Origin of the sequence: Cytobacillus purgationiresistens (genome assembly GCF_030813235.1) — a bacterium.
Lineage (GTDB): Bacteria > Bacillota > Bacilli > Bacillales > Cytobacillaceae > Cytobacillus > Cytobacillus purgationiresistens.
The window spans coordinates 1-22352 of record NZ_JAUSUB010000047.1; the positions used below are offsets into that span (position 1 = coordinate 1).

Annotated in this window: 24 protein-coding genes; 5 read left to right on the top strand and 19 right to left on the bottom strand. The window is 37.2% G+C overall.

The features are described from left to right. Positions 1–346: 346 nt before the first annotated feature. The 5 genes from J2S17_RS27160 to J2S17_RS27180 all read right to left on the bottom strand — a co-directional run bounded on the left by J2S17_RS27160 (position 347) and on the right by J2S17_RS27180 (position 3652). Positions 347–1192, bottom strand: coding sequence for a patatin-like phospholipase family protein (locus J2S17_RS27160; protein WP_307480157.1), 846 nt, complete (start codon positions 1190–1192; stop codon positions 347–349). 81 nt (positions 1193–1273) lie between these two features. Then, positions 1274–2053: an ABC transporter permease gene (locus J2S17_RS27165; RefSeq protein ID WP_307480161.1), complete on the bottom strand. Its 780-nt coding sequence runs from the start codon at positions 2051–2053 to the stop codon at positions 1274–1276. Then, the gene (locus tag J2S17_RS27170) at positions 2050–2958 is read right to left on the bottom strand and encodes an ABC transporter ATP-binding protein (RefSeq protein WP_307480163.1); all 909 of its coding nucleotides are present in this window, start codon (positions 2956–2958) and stop codon (positions 2050–2052) included. The genes J2S17_RS27165 and J2S17_RS27170 overlap by 4 nt, the downstream gene beginning before the upstream one ends. Continuing rightward, positions 2958–3158 (bottom strand): PLD nuclease N-terminal domain-containing protein, encoded by a 201-nt coding sequence (locus J2S17_RS27175; protein WP_307480165.1) that lies wholly within the window; start codon positions 3156–3158, stop codon positions 2958–2960. The genes J2S17_RS27170 and J2S17_RS27175 overlap by 1 nt, the downstream gene beginning before the upstream one ends. A 155-nt stretch (positions 3159–3313) precedes the next feature. After that, on the bottom strand, positions 3314–3652 hold the full coding sequence (locus J2S17_RS27180; protein ID WP_307480230.1) for a DUF4870 domain-containing protein: 339 nt from the start codon (positions 3650–3652) through the stop codon (positions 3314–3316). 170 nt (positions 3653–3822) lie between these two features. On the opposite strand from J2S17_RS27180, the gene J2S17_RS27185 reads away from it, so the two are divergent. The 3 genes from J2S17_RS27185 to J2S17_RS27195 all read left to right on the top strand — a co-directional run bounded on the left by J2S17_RS27185 (position 3823) and on the right by J2S17_RS27195 (position 6664). After that, positions 3823–4602, top strand: coding sequence for an undecaprenyl-diphosphate phosphatase (locus J2S17_RS27185; RefSeq protein WP_307480168.1), 780 nt, complete (start codon positions 3823–3825; stop codon positions 4600–4602). Between the two features lie 80 nt (positions 4603–4682). Further along, positions 4683–5807, top strand: coding sequence for an amidohydrolase (locus J2S17_RS27190; RefSeq protein ID WP_307480170.1), 1125 nt, complete (start codon positions 4683–4685; stop codon positions 5805–5807). Positions 5808–6103: 296 nt separating this feature from the next. After that, on the top strand, positions 6104–6664 hold the full coding sequence (locus tag J2S17_RS27195) for a GNAT family N-acetyltransferase (RefSeq protein WP_307480172.1): 561 nt from the start codon (positions 6104–6106) through the stop codon (positions 6662–6664). A gap of 35 nt (positions 6665–6699) precedes the next feature. On the opposite strand, the gene J2S17_RS27200 is transcribed toward J2S17_RS27195, so the two are convergent. Beyond that, the gene (locus J2S17_RS27200; RefSeq protein WP_307480176.1) at positions 6700–6852 is read right to left on the bottom strand and encodes a DUF2639 domain-containing protein; all 153 of its coding nucleotides are present in this window, start codon (positions 6850–6852) and stop codon (positions 6700–6702) included. Positions 6853–6921: 69 nt separating this feature from the next. Beyond that, complete coding sequence (locus J2S17_RS27205) at positions 6922–7698, bottom strand: SDR family oxidoreductase (RefSeq protein ID WP_307480179.1); 777 nt, start codon at positions 7696–7698, stop codon at positions 6922–6924. A gap of 251 nt (positions 7699–7949) precedes the next feature. On the opposite strand from J2S17_RS27205, the gene J2S17_RS27210 reads away from it, so the two are divergent. Beyond that, a complete protein-coding gene (locus J2S17_RS27210; RefSeq protein ID WP_307480182.1) occupies positions 7950–8426 on the top strand; it encodes an Hsp20/alpha crystallin family protein in 477 nt (158 codons plus the stop codon). Positions 8427–8555: 129 nt separating this feature from the next. On the opposite strand, the gene J2S17_RS27215 is transcribed toward J2S17_RS27210, so the two are convergent. From J2S17_RS27215 to yoyC, 5 genes are all read right to left on the bottom strand, one after another. Further along, positions 8556–9461 (bottom strand): CAP domain-containing protein, encoded by a 906-nt coding sequence (locus J2S17_RS27215; protein ID WP_307480184.1) that lies wholly within the window; start codon positions 9459–9461, stop codon positions 8556–8558. Positions 9462–9881: 420 nt separating this feature from the next. After that, entirely contained in the window at positions 9882–11282 is a 1401-nt protein-coding gene (locus tag J2S17_RS27220) for a sensor histidine kinase (protein WP_307480187.1), read from the bottom strand. After that, a complete protein-coding gene (locus J2S17_RS27225) occupies positions 11279–11959 on the bottom strand; it encodes a response regulator transcription factor (protein ID WP_307480189.1) in 681 nt (226 codons plus the stop codon). The genes J2S17_RS27220 and J2S17_RS27225 overlap by 4 nt, the downstream gene beginning before the upstream one ends. Then, positions 11959–12936, bottom strand: coding sequence for a YncE family protein (locus J2S17_RS27230; protein ID WP_307480192.1), 978 nt, complete (start codon positions 12934–12936; stop codon positions 11959–11961). Before J2S17_RS27230 ends, J2S17_RS27225 begins: the two co-directional genes overlap by 1 nt. A 66-nt stretch (positions 12937–13002) precedes the next feature. Next, positions 13003–13275, bottom strand: coding sequence for a protein YoyC (gene yoyC / locus J2S17_RS27235; protein WP_307480195.1), 273 nt, complete (start codon positions 13273–13275; stop codon positions 13003–13005). Between the two features lie 108 nt (positions 13276–13383). On the opposite strand from yoyC, the gene J2S17_RS27240 reads away from it, so the two are divergent. Then, positions 13384–13632: a DNA alkylation repair protein gene (locus J2S17_RS27240; RefSeq protein WP_307480197.1), complete on the top strand. Its 249-nt coding sequence runs from the start codon at positions 13384–13386 to the stop codon at positions 13630–13632. A gap of 22 nt (positions 13633–13654) precedes the next feature. Here the strand turns inward: J2S17_RS27240 and J2S17_RS27245 are convergent, their stop codons facing one another. The 7 genes from J2S17_RS27245 to J2S17_RS27275 all read right to left on the bottom strand — a co-directional run bounded on the left by J2S17_RS27245 (position 13655) and on the right by J2S17_RS27275 (position 22338). Further along, positions 13655–14485, bottom strand: coding sequence for a hypothetical protein (locus tag J2S17_RS27245; protein ID WP_307480200.1), 831 nt, complete (start codon positions 14483–14485; stop codon positions 13655–13657). A 179-nt stretch (positions 14486–14664) separates the two neighbouring features. Further along, positions 14665–15579, bottom strand: a complete 915-nt coding sequence (locus J2S17_RS27250) for a CobW family GTP-binding protein (protein WP_307480202.1) — start codon at positions 15577–15579, stop codon at positions 14665–14667. 19 nt (positions 15580–15598) lie between these two features. Next, on the bottom strand, positions 15599–15973 hold the full coding sequence (locus J2S17_RS27255) for a hypothetical protein (RefSeq protein WP_307480232.1): 375 nt from the start codon (positions 15971–15973) through the stop codon (positions 15599–15601). A 63-nt stretch (positions 15974–16036) separates the two neighbouring features. Next, on the bottom strand, positions 16037–16972 hold the full coding sequence (locus tag J2S17_RS27260) for an LCP family glycopolymer transferase (RefSeq protein WP_307480204.1): 936 nt from the start codon (positions 16970–16972) through the stop codon (positions 16037–16039). Positions 16973–17529: 557 nt separating this feature from the next. Then, positions 17530–20619 (bottom strand): efflux RND transporter permease subunit, encoded by a 3090-nt coding sequence (locus tag J2S17_RS27265; RefSeq protein ID WP_307480207.1) that lies wholly within the window; start codon positions 20617–20619, stop codon positions 17530–17532. Between the two features lie 47 nt (positions 20620–20666). Further along, positions 20667–21359 carry a 4'-phosphopantetheinyl transferase family protein gene (locus J2S17_RS27270; RefSeq protein WP_307480209.1) on the bottom strand — a complete coding sequence of 231 codons (693 nt, stop codon included), beginning with the start codon at positions 21357–21359 and terminating at the stop codon, positions 20667–20669. A 94-nt stretch (positions 21360–21453) separates the two neighbouring features. Continuing rightward, entirely contained in the window at positions 21454–22338 is an 885-nt protein-coding gene (locus J2S17_RS27275) for a hypothetical protein (protein WP_307480211.1), read from the bottom strand. Between the last annotated feature and the right edge of the window lie 14 nt (positions 22339–22352).

Consider the following 22352-nt stretch of genomic DNA (forward strand, 5'->3'; position numbering starts at 1 on the left):
AGTTTACCCTTTTCTTGATTTCTCACTCATCCGGGCACTAGTTTGAGCATCTAGTTTACCCTTTTCTTGATTTCGCACTCGTCCGGGCACTAGTTCGAGCATCTAGTTTACCCTTTTCTTGATTTCGCACTCATCCGGGCACTAGTTTGAGCATCTAGTTTACCCTTTTCTTGATTTCTCACTCATCCGGGCACTAGTTTGAGCATCTAGTTTACCCTTTTCTTGATTTCGCACTCGTCCGGGCACTAGTTGGTCATCCTTCGCTTATCCACTGAACCATTCAAGCAACTAAAATAGTCTTCAAACCTAAAAAAACCACAGCTTCAATAAGCTGTGGTCATAGTATTTAAAAGTTGACGATCCGATCAGCAAGATTTTTTGCATCTTGAAAGCCTTGGTCGTAGAGTTTTTCCAGCTTGCGTGGGTTTCTTTCCATTCTTCCGACATCCATTGGCTGTTGGGGACGAATGATGATGACTCGTCCGTTTTTTTCTTCCTGCTCCAGGTATTTTAATGTATCATTGTATTTTTCGTATCTTACTGTCATCGCTTGGTACAGGCCGGGGTATAGCGGATATTTCCTTTTTACGAGGAAATTTAATTTTGAGGGCTTTTTCATATAGCCCTTATTTCTTGTTAGTACAACGACTGCTTTTTGATAGCCATCATTTTGTGCTTTTTTGATTGGGATTGGGTCACTGATGCCGCCATCAAGCAGAACCATTCCGTTGTGTTCAACCTCAGGAGCGACAAAGGGCAAGGAGCTTGATGCTTTTAAGAGCTTGAGCATTTCTGCTCCGTAATCCATTTTTCCAAAGTAGACAGGCTCGCCTGAATGACAATCGGTTGCACCGATCATAAATTCTGACTCACTTTCTTGGAAGACCGGAAAATCATAAGGTACATATTTATTGGGAATTTCATCAAAGATGAAATCCATCCCAAATAGCTGACGAGATTTTCTATAATTTCGCAATGAAAGATAGCGCGGGTCGGCGACATATTCAATGCTTACTTTTTTGTTTCTTCCTCTTTGTTTGGATAAATAAGAGGCAGCGTTGGCCGCACCAGCCGATACGCCAATCACGTATGGAAAGAAGAGATTGTTTTCTAAAAAGTACTCCATCACTCCTGCTGAATACGCACCTCTCATACCTCCGCCTTCTAATACAAGTGCTTTATTTGCTAACATGAACATTTATCCTTTCACTTCGTATATCTTGTTCATATTTTAGCATAAATGAATGAAAAATCCCGTTGAAAAGATTGCGCTTTATTCTGCTAATTCATTTTTCCTAAATAGTAATACGGATAAAAGCAACATGATGCCAATAACGGCAATGGAGACTACCATTGAGATGACCGCACCATCAGGCATTTGAGCAAACATGATGAATTCCGTGACATAACCACCTAATAAAGCAGGTGACCAAGATAGTGCATTTGATAATATACTACTTATTAGACTCATAATGATGATGCTTCCTAATGAAATAAAAGCAATGAGACCAGATGATTTCAAAAACGTATTTAGAAACACTGTGAACGTTAATACAAAAGTTAGCCATACGCCATACATAAGAAAAGATTGCATAAAGATTGAAAATGAAACAAATTCGAACAATACGCCTGTATAATACCACGCACCCAAATATCCAATAAAATAAGATGCCCAGACTAGCAGAAGTACGCTGAACCATTTTGACGTAACAAAGGATGTGTACGAAACTGGTTTCACAAGTATCATCGCAGCTACTCCGCTTTTTCTTTCTGCTGCGATCACTCCCATCGTGATTAAGACGATAATGAGTACACCTAAAGAATTATATTGTGTCAAACTCGTTGCTAATACTTCCTCAGCAGAGGGCACAGGGAAATCAAACACTGCTCCTTCAGGCAATCCGCCAACTGACTCGAGGATTTGCGGCATATAATACATCGTGATTGGCTGCTGAATTGCCAGGATGATAAAAACAAGGGGCACCCAAATCCATTTAAAGTTTCGGACATTTTCCAATAGCTCTTTTTGCAATAAAATTAACCACTGACTCATTTTCCCTGCACCACCTTTATAAACATTTCCTCTAATTTTGTGCTACTCATTTCGAATTTTGTGAGCGGCCAGTTGTTCCTACTTGCTTCTTGTAAGATGACCTTTTTAGCTCCTTCCATATCGTCAGTGAGTAAGACTGCTTCATTGCTATTGATTTCTACTGATTGGAAAACTGTCTGACTTTTAATTTCTTCTATATATTCTTCAATATTTCTTTCAAAAACGAGCGTGATTTTTGGCTGCTTATATTTCGCAGTCAGTTCATTCATTGCTCCTGACTCAACGATGACTCCATCATGCAGAAATAGGATTTCATCGCTTACTTCTTCTGCATCGCTTAAAATATGGGTTGAAAAAAGCACAGTCATTTCGTTTTTCAGCTTTTTTAACAAGTCGATTACTTCTCGCCGTCCAAGAGGATCAAGAGCGGATACCGGCTCATCCAATATCAGCAGCTTGGGCTGATGGATAAGTGCTTGAGCGATCCCAAGCCGCTGCTTCATCCCCCCGGAATATTTTCCAATCCGTCTGTTTTTCGCTTCTGTCATTCCTACAAGTGAGAGCAGCTCCTCTGTCCTTTGCTTTGCATCATGTTTTGTCAATCCACTGAGCCTGCCGACATATAATAAAAACTCCTTTCCTGTCATCCAATTATAAAAAACAGGAAATTGCGGGAGATAGCCGATCCAATGTCTTACATCTTTATCGTTTTCGTCATTAAAATGGATGGTTCCTGAGGTCGGCTTAATCAGGCCTGAAATTGTTTTTAATACAGTTGTTTTACCTGCGCCATTTGCACCGAGCAGAGCAACGACTTTCTGCTCTGGAAGGTCGAAATCAATGCCTTTGATAACCTCTAGATTTTTAAAATTCTTTTTCAAGCCTTCTACTGAGATAACGGTCATTAATCATTTCTCCTTCCAAGGATAAAGTAAAGAATTGGTCCAATAAGATTGATGAAGATGACAACTAAAACCCATACCCATTTTGGCCCGTTTGTCTGTTCATTACGAACAATATCAAAAATTGATACCACCATTAATATCAACTGAATCAAAATAAGCGGGATGATCATTAACCACATAGTATTTGATATTACATCCATCAAAAATCCCTCCTTTTATTTATAGGACGAATAAGTTTTAAAATCGTTCATTTTTTTCAAAAAAAAGCTATTTTGAAAGATTCACATCTTCAAAATAGCTTTTCGTTTTTACACCACTGGATTAGTTTCAATGCTTCCCAAGCGGAAAGTTTTCCTTAGAGGATGCGAAATACAAATGGAATGCGATATTCTTTTCCTTCAAAAGCTTTGATTGCAGCAATAATCGTGAAGATAAATGTCGCTGCACCAACGAGCCAAATCAATATAAAGCCAATTAATACAAGCATTAATACGGTGCAAATAACGGCATATACCGCATAGGAGATAATAAAATTAAAATATTCTCTCCCATGATGATCGACTAATGGCGATTCATCTTTTTTAATCAGCCATATCACCAACGGTCCAATAAATGTAGTAAAAAAGCTGGAAACATATATAGCTGCTGCAAGCAATCTGTCTGTTTGTGTATCTTTAGATAAATCTAATGACATAAAAAATCTCTTCCCCTCTAAATCTTCATATATTCCTTTAATTATATTTACGATACTCATCTAAGAAAGTTTCATCTTATTTCTTGGCTGGAAAATAAAGTTCTTGTTTTGGACAACTTGAATAAACTTGTATAAGTATTAAATCTTACTACAAAAAGGTGATGCAAATGATGTCTAAAATAGAAGCATTCATTCTTGGAATCATTCAAGGAATTACGGAATTCCTACCCATTTCTAGCACTGGCCATTTATATTTGGGGCGGCACTTATTTGGCTTAGATGACGCAGGATTATTTCTCGATACGATGCTGCATATTGGTACTTTACTTGCTGTTCTCGTCGTTTATAAGAATGAATTATGGCAAATCATTAAACAACCATTTGGCAAGCTATCCATGTTGCTTGTAGTCGGTACAATTCCTGCCGTCATTGTCGGTTTACTTCTCAGCGACCTATTTGACTCCATTTCTAAAAGCGGGATTACGATTGGTTGGGAGTTTATATTTACCGGCCTCATCCTTTGGTTTTCCGACAGTATTAAAAACGGTGCAAAAAAAATGGACAGTATTAGTTATGGCGATGCATTATTTATTGGCAGCTTTCAAGCAGCAGCTATTTTCCCCGCTGTTTCTCGTTCAGGATTAACGATTGCTGCGGGACTGATACGCAAGTTGGATAGAGAAACAGCCGCTTACTTTTCATTTCTTCTATCCATCCCGACCATTGCCGGTGGAATCGTTCTGCAATTTGGTGAGATGATGTCAGGTCACACCGAAGCGATTAGCTTTGGCAGCATGTTCATAGCAACAGTTACATCAGCAATTTTCGGCTATATCGCGGTAGTCTGGATGATTAATTTCCTGAAGACAAGATCATTGAAAATTTTTGCCATTTATGTTTGGATTCTTGGGTTAACGATCTTGTTTCTCCAAATGACAGGCATATTTTAAGCACGTTTAAATAGTTTACACGAAATGATTAAAAATGAACATTATTTATCACTCCTATTAATGATAAGGAACGTTGCCTTATGACAAAAACCCTATTAAAAAATGCAAAGGTCTATCCTGTGACGGCTGAACCTTTTTACGGAGATGTGCTCATCGATAACGGAAAAATTATGGACATTGGTACACATATAAAAACTGATTCGAATGTAAAAATCATTGATTGCAATCGCCATTTCCTTCTTCCAGGATTCATAGATGTTCACACTCATCTAGGATTATATGATGAAGGAACTGGCTGGGCAGGCAATGATGCGAATGAAACAATCGAACCTCTAACTCCTCACATTAGAGCACTGGATGGTGTCCATCCGCTCGATCCGGCCTTTAACGATGCAGTTCAGCATGGAATTACAACGGTGCATATCATGCCTGGAAGTTCCAATGTCATCGGAGGAACAACCTCAGTCATCAAAACTGCAGGGACAAATATTCAAAATATGATCATACAGGAGACAGCAGGATTAAAAATTGCATTTGGGGAAAATCCAAAGCGTATTCATAGCCATGGAAATAATGATTCAATTACGAGAATGGGCATCATGGGTATGCTTAGAGAGGCTTTCTATAATGCTCAAAAAGGAGAGAGGCTTTATACATTGAGAAGTACACCAATCTTCCAGGCCTTAAATCGGGAAATCCCTGTTAGAATTCATGCTCATCGGGCAGATGATATCATGTCAGCGTTACGCTTTGCAGAAGAGTTTGATTTAGATCTACGAATTGAGCATTGCACAGAGGGTCATTTAATTACGAGTGAATTGTCGGGTCATAATCTTAAGGTATGTGTAGGTCCGACTTTTACAAGAAAATCTAAAGTGGAATTAAAAAATAAAACGTGGAAAACCTATCAGGCACTCGCAAAAATAGGAATTGAAGTTTCTATTACGACGGATCATCCTTATGTCCCTATTCAATACTTAAATATTTGCGCAGCCATTGCAGTCAGGGAGGGACTCTCTGAACAAAAAGCACTTGAAGGAATTACGATAACAGCAGCCAGGAACCTGCGCATTGCTCAGCAGCTCGGCAGCATTGAGATTGGAAAGGATGCAGATTTAACACTGTGGAGCCATCATCCATTTCATTTTTTAGCCAAACCAAAATGGACGATGATCGACGGAAAGTTCGTTTTTACTACCTCTTAAATCCACTTGCTGTAAGATGTAGAAATTTGACGGAAAATGATGAAAAAAAACTTATAAAAACCTATTTCCTTTTTCGATTTTTTTTAGTATTATACTTTAATAAAATAATATTTCTTAACTAAAATATCAGTCATGATATTTGAGGGAAGGCAAATGGTGCGCCACCAGTAAAACTGGTTCTAGTGGGTTCGATTCCCACCCCGAAATTTTTTAGCTACATTACAAAAAATTTCGAGGGTGGGCCTTTTGTGTCTATTTTGGCATGGTTCAGGACTATCCTCATTGGAGGGATTTCCTTGCTGAAAAAACGCGAACTGCAAGACTGTCATGTTTTATTTGATTTAATGACGCACCCAGATGTCTTCCCTTTTGTGCGCCATAAAGCGCACTCCTATGAGGAGCTTCTCTTTGTGACGAAGCAAACCATTGAAGCAGAGGAAAGAAATGAATTAATCTCCCGCACGATATTGGATGAATGGGGCACGCCAATCGGCACGATTAGTCTTTATGATATTGAAGGCAGTGCAGGGTTTTTAGGGACCTGGCTCGGGAAGGACTTTCATGGCAATGGCTATAATAAGATGGCGAAAGATGCTTTCTTTGAAGAGGCCTTTTATGAATTAGGAATTGAAACGATTTTTATGCGTATAAAAAAAGAAAACATCCGCTCGCAAAAGGCAGCGGAGAAACTTCCGTATATCGTTCATGCGAATGAAACGAGAAAAGCGATCTATCAGCAGATTAATGCTGAAGGTTCCATCTATAATCTATATGAAATACCAAAGGATTTATACTCACTGCATGTAATGAGAGAAGGCTCAATTGTTGAGGACGCTTCCCATTTAAAAGAAGCTTAATATTAGAAGGTAAAGGATAAGCAACTGTATATTGCTTATCCTTCTTTTTTATCCTTCACATCCATATAAATTTTCCTAATTACATAGGTTTTATATAACTCTAACTTCCTTAATTCTATTGGGTGTTTTGCGATTCCCCATTCCTTTAACTTGGCTATATACCATCCTTTTGAACCTTGGTAGGCCATGAACGATTCCCCTTCCCTCACTTGTCCATACAATATATGAACAAAATGGAGAAAACATGCGTTATATCATCATGGCACGCCAATATTTTTACTTAATACATCTTTCCCTCCTGTAACAGGGATAATGCTGCCAGTAATGAAATCAGAACAATCTTCTGTTAAAAATGCCACAAGCCTTGCTACGTCCTCACCTGTTCCAGGCCGTCCAACAGGCGTCTGTTCATCCATACACTCCCTTGCTACCGCTATATCTCCTTCCTTCCAATCACCAATGATATCTCCCGGACAAACCATATTAGCCGTAATACCGTTACCAGCCTCCTCTAAAGCAATCGACCTCGTTAATGAAGCAGCACCCGTCTTTGCCGCTGCATATGCAGCACGATATATCCATCCTGGAGCCGCTTCTGCTCGATCAAAACCTATTGTAATAATTCTTCCCCACTTATTCACTCTCATCGCTGGAATTAATTGTTTGGATAAGAAAAACACTGCATTTAAATTGCCATTCATTAAATATTGCCATTCATCGATTGAGTAATCTGTTAGCAGCTTCTTCTCATGTATGTAAGGCCCTGCATTATGAATGAGGATATCAATCGATGAGAAATGACGAAGCGAGTTATCAACTAGCTTTTCACAATCGTTTACATTCGATATATCTGCTTGCAAAGCGACATTTTCTGTTCCATATGCCTCACATAATTCTTGGCATAATTGCAATGCTTCTCTCTCACTACTGCGAAAATTAATAATTAGGTTTACATTTTGTTCAGCGAGCTTATGGGCAATTTTCTTCCCTATTCCTGTAGATCCTCCCGTGATTAACGCGGTTTTATTCTTCACAAAATAACCCCATTTTAAAATTATTTGATTATTCTTTTATATTATACTAGTCAGAATACAAAAAACATGCAACAAATATTCAGGTGGATGTTTTTTTAACGAAAGGATTATTGCCAGCATAAGCTATATAAACGCGGATAGGCATGGGCAGTTGCCCGACTGGTCGTTTCAAATTTCAGCTAAACGTCCATGTTCTTCTACCGCCATTTCAGTGAGCGTGAACTTGAGCTTTTTTTGAAAGGATGAATATTATGTTTCCGTGGAATCTATTCCCTTTTGATAAAGAGATGAAATCAAAGATGCAGCATATGAAGCCTGATGATATTAATCAATATATTCAAGAAATGATGGGAAAAGCATTCCCAAATGATATGATGAAAAACGGGAGCTTCTTCGATGGAGCATCATCCAATGATTCTTCAGAGAATAAACGCAAAGATCATACTGCATCTACACTTCCCTCTTCCATTTTTGAAACCCATGAGTTTGTTTTTGTTCGAGTGAAGATGAAGGATGAGGAATGGCTGCGACAAATGAAAATATATCATACATCCAACCTTCTTATTATCGAGCATATTCCTGATATTGAAGATAAACATACTATCACACTCCCGGCTCTTGTCAATCGAAAGGGAGCAAAGGCAGATTATCATGATGAAGTGCTTGAAATCAAGCTATTCAAAAGTATGGATAGGCAGTTGTCGGAAATCCATGTTTCAGATATATAGGTTGCTCCTCTGGCCTGGGCTTTGTCTCCAGGTCTTGCTTATGTTAGCGCTCTTTTTTCAGACAAGCCGGCTATAAAATACAAAAAGGGCAGCCTATGATAGGCTGCCCTTTTCTAATTCCTATATTGATTATTTGCCAATAAACATTTGAGTCCAGTAGTTTCCACTTTCAACATGACCTACACCTAGGTGAGTGTACTTCGCATTTAGGATATTTTCACGGTGTCCTTGGCTGTTCATCCATCCAGTTACAACCTCTTGAGGTGAACGTTGACCCATTGCAATATTCTCGCCAGCTGAGCTGTAAGAGATACCAAATTGCTTCATCATATCAAACGGTGAACCGTAAGTTGGGCTGTTGTGATCAAAGTAGCCTTTCGCTTGCATATCACGAGATTTTTCACGTGCTACTTTGCTTAACTCTACATCAAGCTTAAGTGCTGGAACGCCGTTTTTCGCACGTTCTTGGTTTGTAAGCTTAAGCACTTCTTGTTCAAATGCACTTACCTCAGAAGATGATGCTTCTTCAGCAGGTTTTTGTCCTTCTTCCTTCACTTCTTGTTCAGGTTGTTGAACAGGCGCTTCTTGTTTAGGCGCTTCTTGCTTAGGTGCTTCTTGTTTAGGCTCTTCTTTTTCTACTGGCTTTTGAACTGGTTGCTCAGGTACTGGAGCAGGTTGTTCAACATTTTTTTCTGGTTCTTTAGCTGGTGCTTCTTCAACAGGCTGTGCAGGTTGTTCTGCATTTGCTTGTTCTTTATTGCTTTGCTTTTGAGCATAAGCTTCTTTTGCTGCTGCTTGAGCAGATTTTAAGATTTCTTCCACCTTGGCATGATCCCAATTTACATTATATTTTGTCATGCAATCTTGCATAATCGTATTGATATTCTCTTGATTCATATTAGAAGAATGATAGACAAATGCTTTAGAATCAAATTTCGGTTGAACTGGTGATGCAGCCTCAGCCTTATTCATTCCTGGTATTGAGATTAGTAATGCTGCTGCTGCAGCTACTGAAAAAATAACCTTCTTACTCATAATCTATGTTCCTCCCTATGATTTGTTTTTTTGCTTGTCTTGCCTGCGAAATAATCATATCATAGGGTTTTTTGTAATAATTATGGGAGAAATTTCTATTTTATTCAATAGAACGATAATGTGTAATAACTTAAGTGAGGAAAAATAAAAAAACCTATATTAATAAAGGAGTTTTTAAAAGCATTCCAAAATGGAGGAAATATGTAAGATTGGAAATCTATATAAAATGAAACCATATATATACTAGAATAATAGGATTGACAGGTTTTTGATAGCCGCTTTACTTTTACGTATATTACATAGAGATAACAAAGATGATAGCAATATCGCAAGAATGATGATCATTTGTCAGTGTGAAAATGATCCATGCGAAGACAAGTAAAATACACTCACTTCGCATGGATTATCTTCAACTTCATCTCACTCATCTATTATCGGCAGAAAAATCCTTACAACGGTTCCTGCACCGAACGTACTATCAAGCGTTAATTCTCCTTCATGCAGATTTACGAGTTTTTCGGCAATCGCCAATCCTAAACCTGTTCCACCATCCGCTCGTGTTCTTGCTTTGTTTACCCGATAGAATCGCTGCTTAATCTTTTCTATATCCTCAGGCGGAATGCCAATACCTGAGTCTTCTAATTCTATGCAGCAGCCATTTTCTGTACGGTATAAGTGCAGACTTAGACCACCTTGTTCTGTATAGTTTAGTGCATTATCGATGATATTTTGAATAATCTGCTCGATTCTTCCTTCATCAGCATTAATGATTATATCTGGATCAAGGTCATATTCTAATGTTAAATGCTTTTCAGCTATCTTCGGCAAGTACTTCTGGAGGGCATCCTCTATTAACTGTGCAAGTGGTAAAGGCATTTTAACTAATTGATATTCATCGGTTTCAAGCTTGGATAGATCAAGCAAATCGCCAACAAGCCTTTCCATTCTTCCAGCTTCTCTATGAATGAGCTGAAGGTATTTTTGATAATCCTCCTGATTGGTTACCATTCCCGATTTTAATGCGTCACTATAGCCTTTTACATAACTAATTGGTGTTCTTAGTTCATGTGACACATTGGCGAGGAATTCCCGCTTTCTTTCATCTTCTTCCCTAATTGAATCGGCCATATGATTAAATGCATGAGCGAGCTGACCAATTTCATCCTCAGACTGATTTTTAATATTGACGGAATAGTCACCTTTAGAGACCCTTTCGGTAGCATACTTCATTTCTAATAACGGTCTTGTCATTCTTTTTACAAGAACGGTGCCTGATATCATCGCCACGACTAAAAATAAAAAGGCTGCAAGCATCCATAAATAAGCAAAGTCCTTTGTTATATCCGAGATTTTTTCTAATGGTAAGTATAAATAAATAATTCCTTCAAGCCTATCTTCATCAAGCAATGGTACAATTACAGCCATGATTCTTCCATTGAATCGATCCTCATAACCTGATTTAAACAGGGGATTCCCCTTCAATAATTCCTCTCTTTCCTTGCCGTTGATTAATGAATCATAATTCATCTCAAATGGAAAGCATGCACTTAACTCACGTGGATTATTTACAATGAACACATCTGAATCAGCTTTAGTGTTGTACCAAACCACTTGCTCCTTTAATTCATCCGTAAGAGGACCACCTTCGTAATCAGAGGCAAGTGCAAGACCTTCCTCTAATAAAGATTCCTCCACATTTTCAACATATAGCTTTTCATAAAATAAATAAGATAGCAGATAAGAATAAAGAATAGTAATAAAGATAGCGGCTGTAACAGTTAGCCAAAGCTTCTTAGCTAGTGTATCTGTTAAAAATCTCATTGATCGGGAACCTCAAACTTATAACCTACACCCCATACCGTTTGTATGTAATCTGCCATGCCCAGCTTCATTCTCAATGTCTTGATATGCGTATCGACCGTTCTTAGGCTGCCTTCATATTCTAATCCCCATACATGCTCTAAAAGCTGTTCTCTTGATAGGGCTTGATTCCTATGGTTGATTAAAAATAATAACATTTCAAATTCTTTTAATGTTAGCGGTATTTTATTTCCTTCCACTGTTACTTTCCTTGCCTTTTTATCCACTGAAAGTTGCGCAATTTTCACCTGCTCTGCTTCTTGCATACTGATTCCAGTTCTCCGTAGAACCGCATGAATTCTCGCAACAAGTTCTCCTGGACTTAGCGGTTTCACTATATAATCATCTCCACCAAGCTGCAGACCCTTCACCTTATCCCATTCTTCACCTTTTGCTGATAAAAAGATGATCGGGATATCAGAATGTTCACGAATATTTTTACATACTACATATCCATCCTCATCTGGCATCATAATATCTAAAATCACTAAATCTACATCTTTTTCTTTTATCAGCTGGTATCCTTCCTTACCACTTCCTGCTGTATAACAAAGAAAGCCCGAGTTCTCGAGATACATTTGCGTCAAATGCCTCATATCTGCTTCATCATCTATTATAAGAACACTTATTTTTGTCATCATTTCTTCTCCCTTAATACAATTTGGAATGGCCCGCTCCCTACTTTAACGCTCTTATTCGCACGCAAATCATCGGGATTGATAAAATGTACATCAGAGCTATCGTAACCTGCAACAAGGAGTTCATTATCTAACGCCTTAATAGTAAAAGGGTTTGCACCTATGATCTTGGAATCAAGGACTTCACCTTCTTTAGCCACCTTATAAAGAGTATTAGAACCATGGCTAACGATATAGACACTGTCGTCCATCACAGCAAAATCAACTGGCATAGTTGGCACAGCTATCTTTTTCTTCAGCTCACCTGTGGTCGCATCATATATATGTATGTTTCTTTCAATGTCAATTCCTTCTCCGTGTCCGCCTACCCATAATTCATTCTGGTCATCAAGGAGAAGGGCACCGGCTGCAAATGAATGTATTTTAAAGCCATCAAGCCTTTGCATTTGCTGAAGGTCAATGACTGATAACACCTCGTGGTTGAAACTAAGTACATACATTTTACTCCCATCAGCAGACTGAGTAACCGTAAATGGATCCTTCTCTGTGGTCATCTTCGAGGATTCTTTACCTTTTAGGTCTACAAAGTGGATGTAATTGTCATTTTCATTAACAAACGCTATTTCTTTTTTATTTTCTAACAAGAGACCATTTACAATCCCCTCACCAACCTCCCATTGTCCAATTATCTCACCAGTGGATAAAGAATAAAGATCAGCAGTTTCCAACTGACTACCATACAATAGAAAAGTATCACGATCAGGAAAAATAATTCCTCCTGTATATGGCTTATGTACTGCCCAATCTGTTATTTTCTCTCGGCTGTCAATATCAATAAATGACACTGTCATATCTTTTATATTTATCGTTGCTGCAATATTAGCATCAGAATCAATTGGCTGATAATGTTCTGGATGACAGGCAGTAAGAAAACCTGTAAAGGCTAGTAAATAAAATAACTTATAAAGATTAGACATGCCCCATCTCCTAACCCTTTAATTTTCCATTAGAATACATGATTGATGTGATAAATTTGTGAAGATTTATTTGATTAACTCATAAATTTCGATATGTACTTCGACTAGCTTTCCCTTCTTGGCAATATCCAGATCTGATTGTATGATTCTCTTAACGGCCAAGTAAAATTTATCAGCAATTGGCTTTCTAATCCTTGGATGTGAATTTTCATCCTTTAATTCTCTCGCAACGGCTTCCTTTAAAATATTTTCAGGACTCTCTTCCGCTTTAAGTTCCCTATTGTTCCAAAGGGTTCGATATTCATTTAAAAGGGATTCATAATCTGTTTTGTTTTGCAATGTGAATGCCTCCTTTTTTACTGTTCAATTATCGCATAAAAACCATCCATACATAAATAAATTCTAGTTGTAAAAAATAAGACAACTACAAATGAAAGGAGATCGATTATGAGCACAGCCTATTGTTGCCCAAACTGTAAAACAAATAGAAGCCGTTTTAATATCATTCAGCAAGTTCCTAAATCAGTTAAGCTCGATCCACAGTCCGGTAATATACTTGAAGAGTATTCGGAAGAAAATTTAGCCGCTTTTCATTTAAAATATAATGGACCAGCAGTTAAAGTTCAGTGCGGAGCTTGTGGCCTTGTAGAGGATGAAAAAACCTTTATAAAGTTTGGTGAAAAGGGAAAAGCTTGAGAGCAACCGCTCTCAAGCTTTTTTACTTCTTCACGAAACGATTTGCTTTCATGAAGGAGCTGCTTTCTACCTTCCAAGGGTCTGATGGTGATAACCGAGCTATCCTGATCTTGCCGCGATACATCTTTTTGCCTTTATTTTTGATAAACCAGTCCACTTCTACTGGAACATCAATCACTAGTTCATCTGCTATTTGTTTTTTAGATATTTTTCCTATTGAAACCAATTTCGCATTTTCAACCATATCCATATTCTTAACTGCCATATCACTTATTGAGACGGTCGAGACGATAAATGGATCTTGCTGTTTTATTCCAGCAATAAACGCACTGATGACTTCCTTTGGTTCTGCTACAGCCATATATCCTTCAAGCTTGCCCGCGGCTTTCAAAACCATCAATTTATGTGATAAATCCATCGAATTTGTTCGATGGGTGGTGCTTCCATAGAAGTGAATACAAAAGTGACCAGGAAAATTATTAGCTAATGCACCTGCGCCATGAGGCATGCCGTGCATGGAAGCAGCAATCCATTCACCGTCATGCAGCACAATAATCGCCCGTCTTTTCCAGCTCCATTTGCCATTATAGATCGTTTTCATCGTCTTTGTATCAGCTACTGTCAGCGGTTGAACATCAGCATGTGCTCTCCCTGCCCGCCGCTGTACATCAAACTTGAGTCCCGTTTCTACATCCAGCACGCTGAATTTGCTGAACTTAGGAAGAATTTTGTTCACCTCTCGCCAATGAATCATTTCAATTGGCAAACCTACCTCTTCTTCAGCCGCATGAGCTTGTAGTGTAGCGACATTTAAAGTTAAAATCATGAAGACAATGGTGAGAAAGCATTTCATTTAAAACCACCCAATTTCATTGGATTTAGAAAAGAATATCCATAAAAAAAAGTTTTCCAAGAAAATTGGGATTGTATGCATTAGAAAACAATTATTTTGCGAGAGCCTATCTAACCAATCCATTTTTCAGCATGACTAAAAAAAAGGCTAGCGCCATTACGGACGCTAACCTAATACTTTTACACATTTTCCAAATCCCGAAGTTGAATCTCAATTTGATCCCAATCGATTTCTTCCCCAATAAAAACCATGTTAAGCGGCATATTCATATTTTCCTGCAAATAAATTGGCATCCCGTAAGAAAATTGAAATAGAAAGGGATATTTTGAAGAATGAAATTTAATATATCCTTTCATCCGATACATTGTATCAGGTAAATTACGTAAAAAATCTTCGAATGATTCTTTATCGACCGGCTCTTTAAATTGATAAACAAACGTACTTAATGATAAATCCGATCCTATTCTAGCTGAATGATTCTTTTCTTTATGACTAAAGGAAAGTCCTCGCACTTTATTCATTGGCACCTTGGCGTAGGAGGTTAGGATGGTAAATGCATGGCCATTTAATGCCTGTATTTCGCCACTTACTGCTCCTTGTTCCATATCAGACAGCTGATCTGTTTTATTAATTAAGAGCAAGTCTGCATGGCGAACCTGCTCAATTAATAATTGCTGCACTTGTGGTGTCAACTTTTCACGATCCAGCCACCGTTTTCCATCGACAATCGAAATGATCCCCTTCACTTCGATCTTGTCTGCAAAAAGAGGAGAGAGTATGCTATCAATCACTTCCACAGGGTGGGCAGCTCCTGTTGCCTCAATATAAATAACTTCTGGCTTTTCAACTGTTAACAACCCTTGGAGTTGCCCCTCAAGTTTTTCTTGAATCGTACAGCATATGCAGCCGTCCAATAATTCTTTTAGAGGCACATCCTCTTCGACAGCATCTGAGTCAATCGAAACCTTACCTAACTCATTCATCATAACTGCCACTTTTCTCCCTTGTCTCTTCTCATCAGTCAATAGCTGCTTTAACAAGGTCGTTTTTCCACTTCCTAAAAATCCAGACAAAATATAGATTTCCGTTTTCATGCATTTCTTCCTCTCCCGATCAATCCATTAACAATTCTTGAACTAGACAATGCAGCTTTTCTTCAATCAACTTGATGGAGTCATCCGTTAAGTAACCGACCTTATGAAACAACTCCTGTTTGCACTTCCAAATCGGAATATAGTCATTCGGATAATAATCCTCTTCCTCTTCTATGCCGATTTCTAAAAATGACTCATAATCTTCAGTAAAGATCTCATGATTAGAAACAAGCTTGCCTTTTCTGCATCGCACTAGTTCGATGACAATATTTATCTGCTTGCATGCATACTGTTTATTCAGCTTATTTACTAATTGCTCACACTTTTGTTCAAGGGTGGCAACTTCCTTCTGCGTTTGCTCATCAAGCTGAACAATTTGTCTCAAGGAAATCACCTCTTTCTTTGCTCTAATCAAATATTTTAAAGGATTTATCCCGATCGTACAACCGATTTGACTCTAGTTGTTTACTTCAATACTGTCATTTTCTTCATTAAGAAATTCTTTTAACGCTGAAATATTCTCAGGAAAGTCCAATTGTAAAACTGCCCCTGCATGATTCGATACTTTATCTTCAAAAGAATTAGCCACTGGAATCCTTAAAGATTCAACCTCTGAAATTGGATTAAGCATGAATGCAGCTGCCAGGGCAAACACTTCATCAAGATGTATATCTGTCTCAATATTTTTCATTACTTCTTTTATCATCTCTGGCGATTTAGCAATCCCTTCCACACTCGTTAATTGGCTTTTGATTTCTTCCTTCATTAATTGAATGACTTCCTGCTGCCGATCAACCCTGCCAAAGTCACTTTGGTCATCATGACGAAATCTTACATATGACAAAAGTTCTTCTCCATGAAGCTTATGCTTGCCTGGAGACAACTCCAAATTCATATCGTCAATCATTACTTGAGGTACATCTACCTCCAACCCATCGGGTGCGATTGTATCTAAAGTATCGATAAATCCTTTAAAATCAATGACAGCTGTATGATCAATTTCAATATCAAAGTTTTCTTCAACTGTTTGACTCAACAATTCTGCTCCGCCTATGTAATATGCATGATTCAATTTACTATATTGCTTCGGGTAATCAGGTATTTTCACATAGCTATCTCTCATCAATGACACAAGTTTGATTGAATCGCCAGAAGGCTCATACCTCGCCAGAACGATGGCATCAGATCGTGAATCCGTCTCACCTCTTGAATCTACACCAATCAGTAAAAAGTTCTTTGCCTCTTTAGATACATTGAATGGGACCTTTTGCTTTAACTCTTTCCATTTATCTATTCTATTACTTGATTCATTGTCTTTATTATCAAGAGAGAGAATTGATGAACAACCCGCCAATAACATGACGGCAAATACGGCTATAAATTTCTTAAGCATATTTACACCTCTTCTAAAGCTAGACTTTATCATCATTGTTGGAATGGGAGGTGACATTTATACCTTACTAAATGAAAAGAGAGGAAGTTTTCATCGAATGAAACAACCTCTCTAAATGGTCTATACAGTTAAAAGTAAAACATACCTACTAATTCAATTAAAATAAACAAGCCTACACAAATGTCCGCCCCTGTAAATACATTAGTCTTTTAGTATTGCCACATTCTTGTGCACCACAAAACCAAGAAAATAGTAAAAATAAGCACAACAACAAAAGGCATATATACAACCGCTCCCCATGAAAACATTTTGAAAAGCTTCTTAGCGTAAAATATTTCAATCTCCCCAGCAATTGAATTAGCTGCCTAGGTATCTTTGCCAATAATAACTGTTAGCCCTTAAGGTATCTATAGATTGATATTAACCCTTATTATCGTATCTTATTTGGACGACAATCTATTGCTTTAAATGAAGCATTACGTAAAAAATAGGAGTCATCCATATTTGGTTGACTCCTATTCTATATGCAACTTTCACTCTTAGAATCCCCCTGAATTTTACAATTTCATATCTTCATTCGTAAGTGGGGGGTTTTTATTTAAATTTCTTTTTCTTACTCCATTTAAAAGCTCATAAACAATTGGGACAATAATTAATGTTAATAATGTGGAACTTAATAACCCTCCGATAACAACAACTGCTAACCCTTGTGACATTACGGTGCTATCAGAAAAGCCAATTGCAAGTGGAATAAGGGCTATCATTGTCGCTCCTGCTGTCATTAAAATGGGCTTAATTCTTGTAACGGACGCTTCAATAATTGCTGTTCTAATATCCATCCCTTGATCTCTATACTGCTCTACTCGGTCAATTAGTACGATTGCATTCGTTACTACAATGCCTATTAGCATTAGAAAACCTATTAATGTGGTTATATTGATTGAGTTCCCTGTAAACAAGAGTCCGTAGAGTCCTCCTATTAGTGCCAAAGGCAAAGAAAATAATATTGCAAATGGTGCAGATGCGTTGCGGAAAGTAATAACGAGTACAAAATATACTGCTAATACAGAGACAAACATAGCAATAAACATCTGATTAAAGCTCTCTTTAATGCTGTCGCTTACTCCTCCCAGGTTTCTTTCAACACCCTCAGGAAGCTCTACTTTTGCAAGGTCTGCGTATATTTGATTACTTATCCCCGCTTGGTCTTCCCCATTTATTTTTGCAGTAATCGTCACTACTTGTTCAGTATTTTCTCGGTAAATTTGAACCGGAGCTTCTTCGTTCCTTACAGTTGCTACATCTGAAAGGGTGACTAATTCCTGATTAGAAGTAATCATCTTTAAGTTCTTAATCTTATCTATCGAATTTACTTCTTCATCAAATCCAACTTGGATTTGATAAGTATCCCCATTTAATCCTAATTTTGATTGTAAGTTTTGAATATTTAATATTGGCTGCAGCTGACCCATTATATCCATTGCCTTAAGTCCTGCTTTTTTTGCCTCTTGTTCCTTAATATCAATAGAAACTTGATCTTTTACCTTGTTGATAGAATTATCAATTTGTACGAGTTGGTCATAACTTTCCATCTTTTCCTGAATTAATTTAGCACTCTCCTTAAGGTCATCAATGTCTTCACCACTTAGGATGTAATAGAAAAGAGCCTCTTGGCCAATTGGATTTAAGGAATGAATCCATTGGTCCACTGATGAACCATCTGGCAATTTAGTTTCTATTTCATCACTGAAGTCTTTCATTACTTCTTCTATTTCATTACCTTCAGATATTTGAGTAATGATCAAGGATTTATATGGATAGACCTCATTTACATTATTCGTATAATTAAACCCAACGATAGTTTGAGTATTTTCAAAAATAAAATCATCTTTATTGTTTTTGGAGTTTACTAGAAATTTTTCTATTTCATGCATGGTATTTACATTGCTTTCTTTAGATGTAGATTGTGGGAGGTTAATATCAAAGAAGACTGTTCGTTCTGTTTCACTGGATGGCATGAAAGCAATTGGCAAATTAGGAATAGTGAGTATAAGTGATCCTGTAAAAACAAGGAGAGTAGCTAATAAAACCTTTTTCTTATGGTTAAGGAATATATTAAGCAAAGATTTATATTTCCTAATGACTTTCTTTTCTTTGACATCCTTAGAATTAAATTTAATTTGTCGCAAAACCATTATTTTTACAAGCATTGGTATAAATGTGACTGAAACAAGCAGGGATGCGAGTAATGCACAGATCAGCGTTATGGCAAAAGGTTTAAAAACGTCTCCGACAACCCCACTTACAAAAGTAAGAGGCACAAAGACCGCAGCTGTCGTTAAAGTAGATGATACAATTGCATTGGCAACTTGTTGAGTACCAAAAAGGATAACTGATTCTTTTCTTTCCTGCCTTTTCAATAGTTGGCTGTATATATTTTCAACGACAACTATGCTATCATCCACTACTCTACCTACAGCAATGGCTAAGCCACCAAGTGTCATAAGGTTAAGCGATACATTGAAAACTGACATGCCAATTAAGCTCAATAAAATTGAAAGTGGAATTGAAACAATTACTACAAAGGTGAGGCGGATATTTCTTAAGAATAATAAAATCATAACTGCTGCCAAGATGGCTCCTAATAATCCCTCAAGAACCATACCGTTAATTGAGCGATTTGTGTCTACTGCATCATTAATTGTAGTCTGGAAGTTGATATCTTTAAAATCACTTTGCCATTTATCCAAAAGCACAGACAATTTTTTATCAATTTCTACAACGTTCCCATCTTCTGATTTAAATAGCATAAACATAATTGCAGAAGTACCATTAAAGTTGCTTAGATATTTAGAATCAAGTACTTCTTCAACTTCAGAAATTTCCCCTAGCGTTGCGATTTGTTCTCCGCCTTCAATAATTTCGATTCTTTTTAATTCATCTAAACTATCCATCGTAGTTGTGAAGCGAACCAATTGGGAGCTATTATCGAAGTTCACCCTTCCTACTGCCCCCTCTGCAAGTGAGTTCTCTATTGCAGTTGTCACCATAGAAGGGGCAATCCCGCTTGCTTCAAGTTTTGATGAATTAAGTTTAATTGATATAACTCGTTCTCTATCCCCTATTGCATGAATACTTTCTATTCCCTGTACAGATTTTAATTCTGGAAGAACCTCTTCTTTTACGTTATTCAATCGCTCGATGTCTATTCCCTCATTCATATTCATTGATAGGTAATAGAATGGCTGACTAGACAAACCTTGGGTAGATACGGTAGGTTGTAGTGCTTCTGATGGTAAGACCGTATTTGAGAGCAATGAATCAACTTTATTCTTTACATCTTCTGGTTCTTGGTCAGGCATTAAACGCAATCCTACGATTGAGATATTTTCATCCGACGTTGATACGATAGTCTCGACACCTTGTAGACCAGATACTGTCTCCTCTATAGGGATTGTTACGTTTTCTAGGACGCTCTCAGGAGATCCAGGATAAACCGTATTAATCTGCACATATGGATATTTGATATTTGGCATTTTCTCCTTTTGTAAGGACATTGTCATCATGACAGCGGTTCCTACTAATAAAATTAGCAAAATAATCATCGCTGCTGTATTTTTAAGTGAGAATTTCACAAGATTTTTCATAGATCAGTATTCTCCTTTTCTTCGAGATGTATTAAGATTTATATTTTTTAAGGTGTATGTCCCTCCTGTAAAAGTAACTGGTTTATCATTGTTACTTGATCAGGAAATAAGAAGTGTTTGGCACATACAGATAATTTATATTTAGAATCAATATCGTACTGTTTAAAAAAATACAAACCCGTTTTGTGTTTATCACTAAGTTCAGGGGTGTCGATGTTCTTTGTGAGAATAGAGAATGAATCCAGAGGAATTGAAAGCCCTTTTCCAACAGCCTTTATGTAACTCTCTTTGAGAGTCCATAGAGCGTAAAACTTTGATAGTTTTTTTCCTTCGGGTGCTACGTTCAACTCTAAGACTTCTTTAGGGGAAAAGAATCTATTGGCAAGGCTAAAATCTATCGGACGGATTTCTTCTATATCAATACCAACTGGATAAGAGTCTAAAGCACATACTACCCAATTACCTGAATGAGATAGGTTGAAATGAAGGGCTGTTTTAGACTGAATTAAAAAGGGTTTTCCGTATTTATTAGTATTAAATACTATGTGTTCTTCTAAAATACCTAGCTTTTTTCTAATCAGATATCTTAACAATAACTCTGAATACAGTGATCGTTTTGCATCTGCTCTATGGCGGAATTTTAAAATTTTCCTTTTCTTTTCATTAGGAATTTTTTCTAGTAAGAAAAAGAACACATCATTGGGTATATCTCCAGAAATATCCAATGTAAAAATCTCCATTTTAATCTCCTTTACTGAAATTTTCATACAAATCATTCTTAAGTATTTAAGTATTTACTTAATAAATTAAATATATACAACTTAGAAAAAAATGTCAATCATTTCTTTTGAATTTTCTAATAATAGGCTTGGAAATTAACCATATTATTATGATTAACAGTGGAATAGTTAACAATGCAAGTGTTCCAAAGCCTTTGCTTTCTTCTTCGTTAATTTTTGAATGGGTTGCTGCTTCTTCAGCTACTGACTCATTTCTGCTTTCTTCCTCTTCCATTTTTATTAAATCCAGAACAATTGTCCCATTTTCATTTACTCGAGTATAAGAATCAGTAACAGTAAGACCTATAAATAATTCTTCGTCTGTTGGTCCGTTAACGATTTTTGGATGCAGAGAAAGATGATATTCTTCGCCATTCATTAAAACTTTGCTCAATTCATCTTTATTGTCCGATCTTAAAACGTCTTCAATGAGCCCTTTGGGCCCACTGGAAAGACCAGAACGATCAAAAAGGTCTTTTTCATCCACTTTATCTGACCAATGTTCTCCCATAAATAAAGCAAATTCTTCTCTTGTAATTTCTTTGTTGCTTGAAATGGATAATGTTTCATTAAAAAAGGCCTTGTTTATATCATTGAATGTGGCATTTCCTTCTAAAGTATCCATCAATCCATATTCAATCGCTTCTTCTGGAGACGTTGTATGATCACTGCTATGTTGGCTAACATTATTATGTGAATTGAAATTTAATGCCCAAGTAGCCAGTACTTCCCTTGTTAACATCTCTGTTGGGCGGTATAAATTCACACCATCTTCTGCTGTAATAACATTCATTGCCCTAAGGTACATTATTTCTTCTTTTGCCTCTGATATTGAAATATCCTCATATAAGCTTTTTTCATTTGTAATATGAGCATCAACATTTGAAGTGGCGATTAATAAAAGTAATAAAAATAGGATACTACTTGTATAATGTTTCATAGAGTTCGCTCCTC

Coding starts and splice junctions, on each gene's coding strand:
- J2S17_RS27160 (WP_307480157.1), bottom strand. CDS start 1,192: ATGTTAGCAAATAAAGCACTTGTATTAGAAGGCGGAGGTATGAGAGGT.
- J2S17_RS27165 (WP_307480161.1), bottom strand. CDS start 2,053: ATGAGTCAGTGGTTAATTTTATTGCAAAAAGAGCTATTGGAAAATGTC.
- J2S17_RS27170 (WP_307480163.1), bottom strand. CDS start 2,958: ATGACCGTTATCTCAGTAGAAGGCTTGAAAAAGAATTTTAAAAATCTA.
- J2S17_RS27175 (WP_307480165.1), bottom strand. CDS start 3,158: ATGGATGTAATATCAAATACTATGTGGTTAATGATCATCCCGCTTATT.
- J2S17_RS27180 (WP_307480230.1), bottom strand. CDS start 3,652: ATGTCATTAGATTTATCTAAAGATACACAAACAGACAGATTGCTTGCA.
- J2S17_RS27185 (WP_307480168.1), top strand. CDS start 3,823: ATGTCTAAAATAGAAGCATTCATTCTTGGAATCATTCAAGGAATTACG.
- J2S17_RS27190 (WP_307480170.1), top strand. CDS start 4,683: ATGACAAAAACCCTATTAAAAAATGCAAAGGTCTATCCTGTGACGGCT.
- J2S17_RS27200 (WP_307480176.1), bottom strand. CDS start 6,852: ATGGCCTACCAAGGTTCAAAAGGATGGTATATAGCCAAGTTAAAGGAA.
- J2S17_RS27210 (WP_307480182.1), top strand. CDS start 7,950: ATGTTTCCGTGGAATCTATTCCCTTTTGATAAAGAGATGAAATCAAAG.
- J2S17_RS27215 (WP_307480184.1), bottom strand. CDS start 9,461: ATGAGTAAGAAGGTTATTTTTTCAGTAGCTGCAGCAGCAGCATTACTA.
- J2S17_RS27220 (WP_307480187.1), bottom strand. CDS start 11,282: ATGAGATTTTTAACAGATACACTAGCTAAGAAGCTTTGGCTAACTGTT.
- J2S17_RS27225 (WP_307480189.1), bottom strand. CDS start 11,959: ATGACAAAAATAAGTGTTCTTATAATAGATGATGAAGCAGATATGAGG.
- J2S17_RS27230 (WP_307480192.1), bottom strand. CDS start 12,936: ATGTCTAATCTTTATAAGTTATTTTATTTACTAGCCTTTACAGGTTTT.
- J2S17_RS27240 (WP_307480197.1), top strand. CDS start 13,384: ATGAGCACAGCCTATTGTTGCCCAAACTGTAAAACAAATAGAAGCCGT.
- J2S17_RS27245 (WP_307480200.1), bottom strand. CDS start 14,485: ATGAAATGCTTTCTCACCATTGTCTTCATGATTTTAACTTTAAATGTC.
- J2S17_RS27250 (WP_307480202.1), bottom strand. CDS start 15,579: ATGAAAACGGAAATCTATATTTTGTCTGGATTTTTAGGAAGTGGAAAA.
- J2S17_RS27260 (WP_307480204.1), bottom strand. CDS start 16,972: ATGCTTAAGAAATTTATAGCCGTATTTGCCGTCATGTTATTGGCGGGT.
- J2S17_RS27265 (WP_307480207.1), bottom strand. CDS start 20,619: ATGAAAAATCTTGTGAAATTCTCACTTAAAAATACAGCAGCGATGATT.
- J2S17_RS27270 (WP_307480209.1), bottom strand. CDS start 21,359: ATGGAGATTTTTACATTGGATATTTCTGGAGATATACCCAATGATGTG.
- J2S17_RS27275 (WP_307480211.1), bottom strand. CDS start 22,338: ATGAAACATTATACAAGTAGTATCCTATTTTTATTACTTTTATTAATC.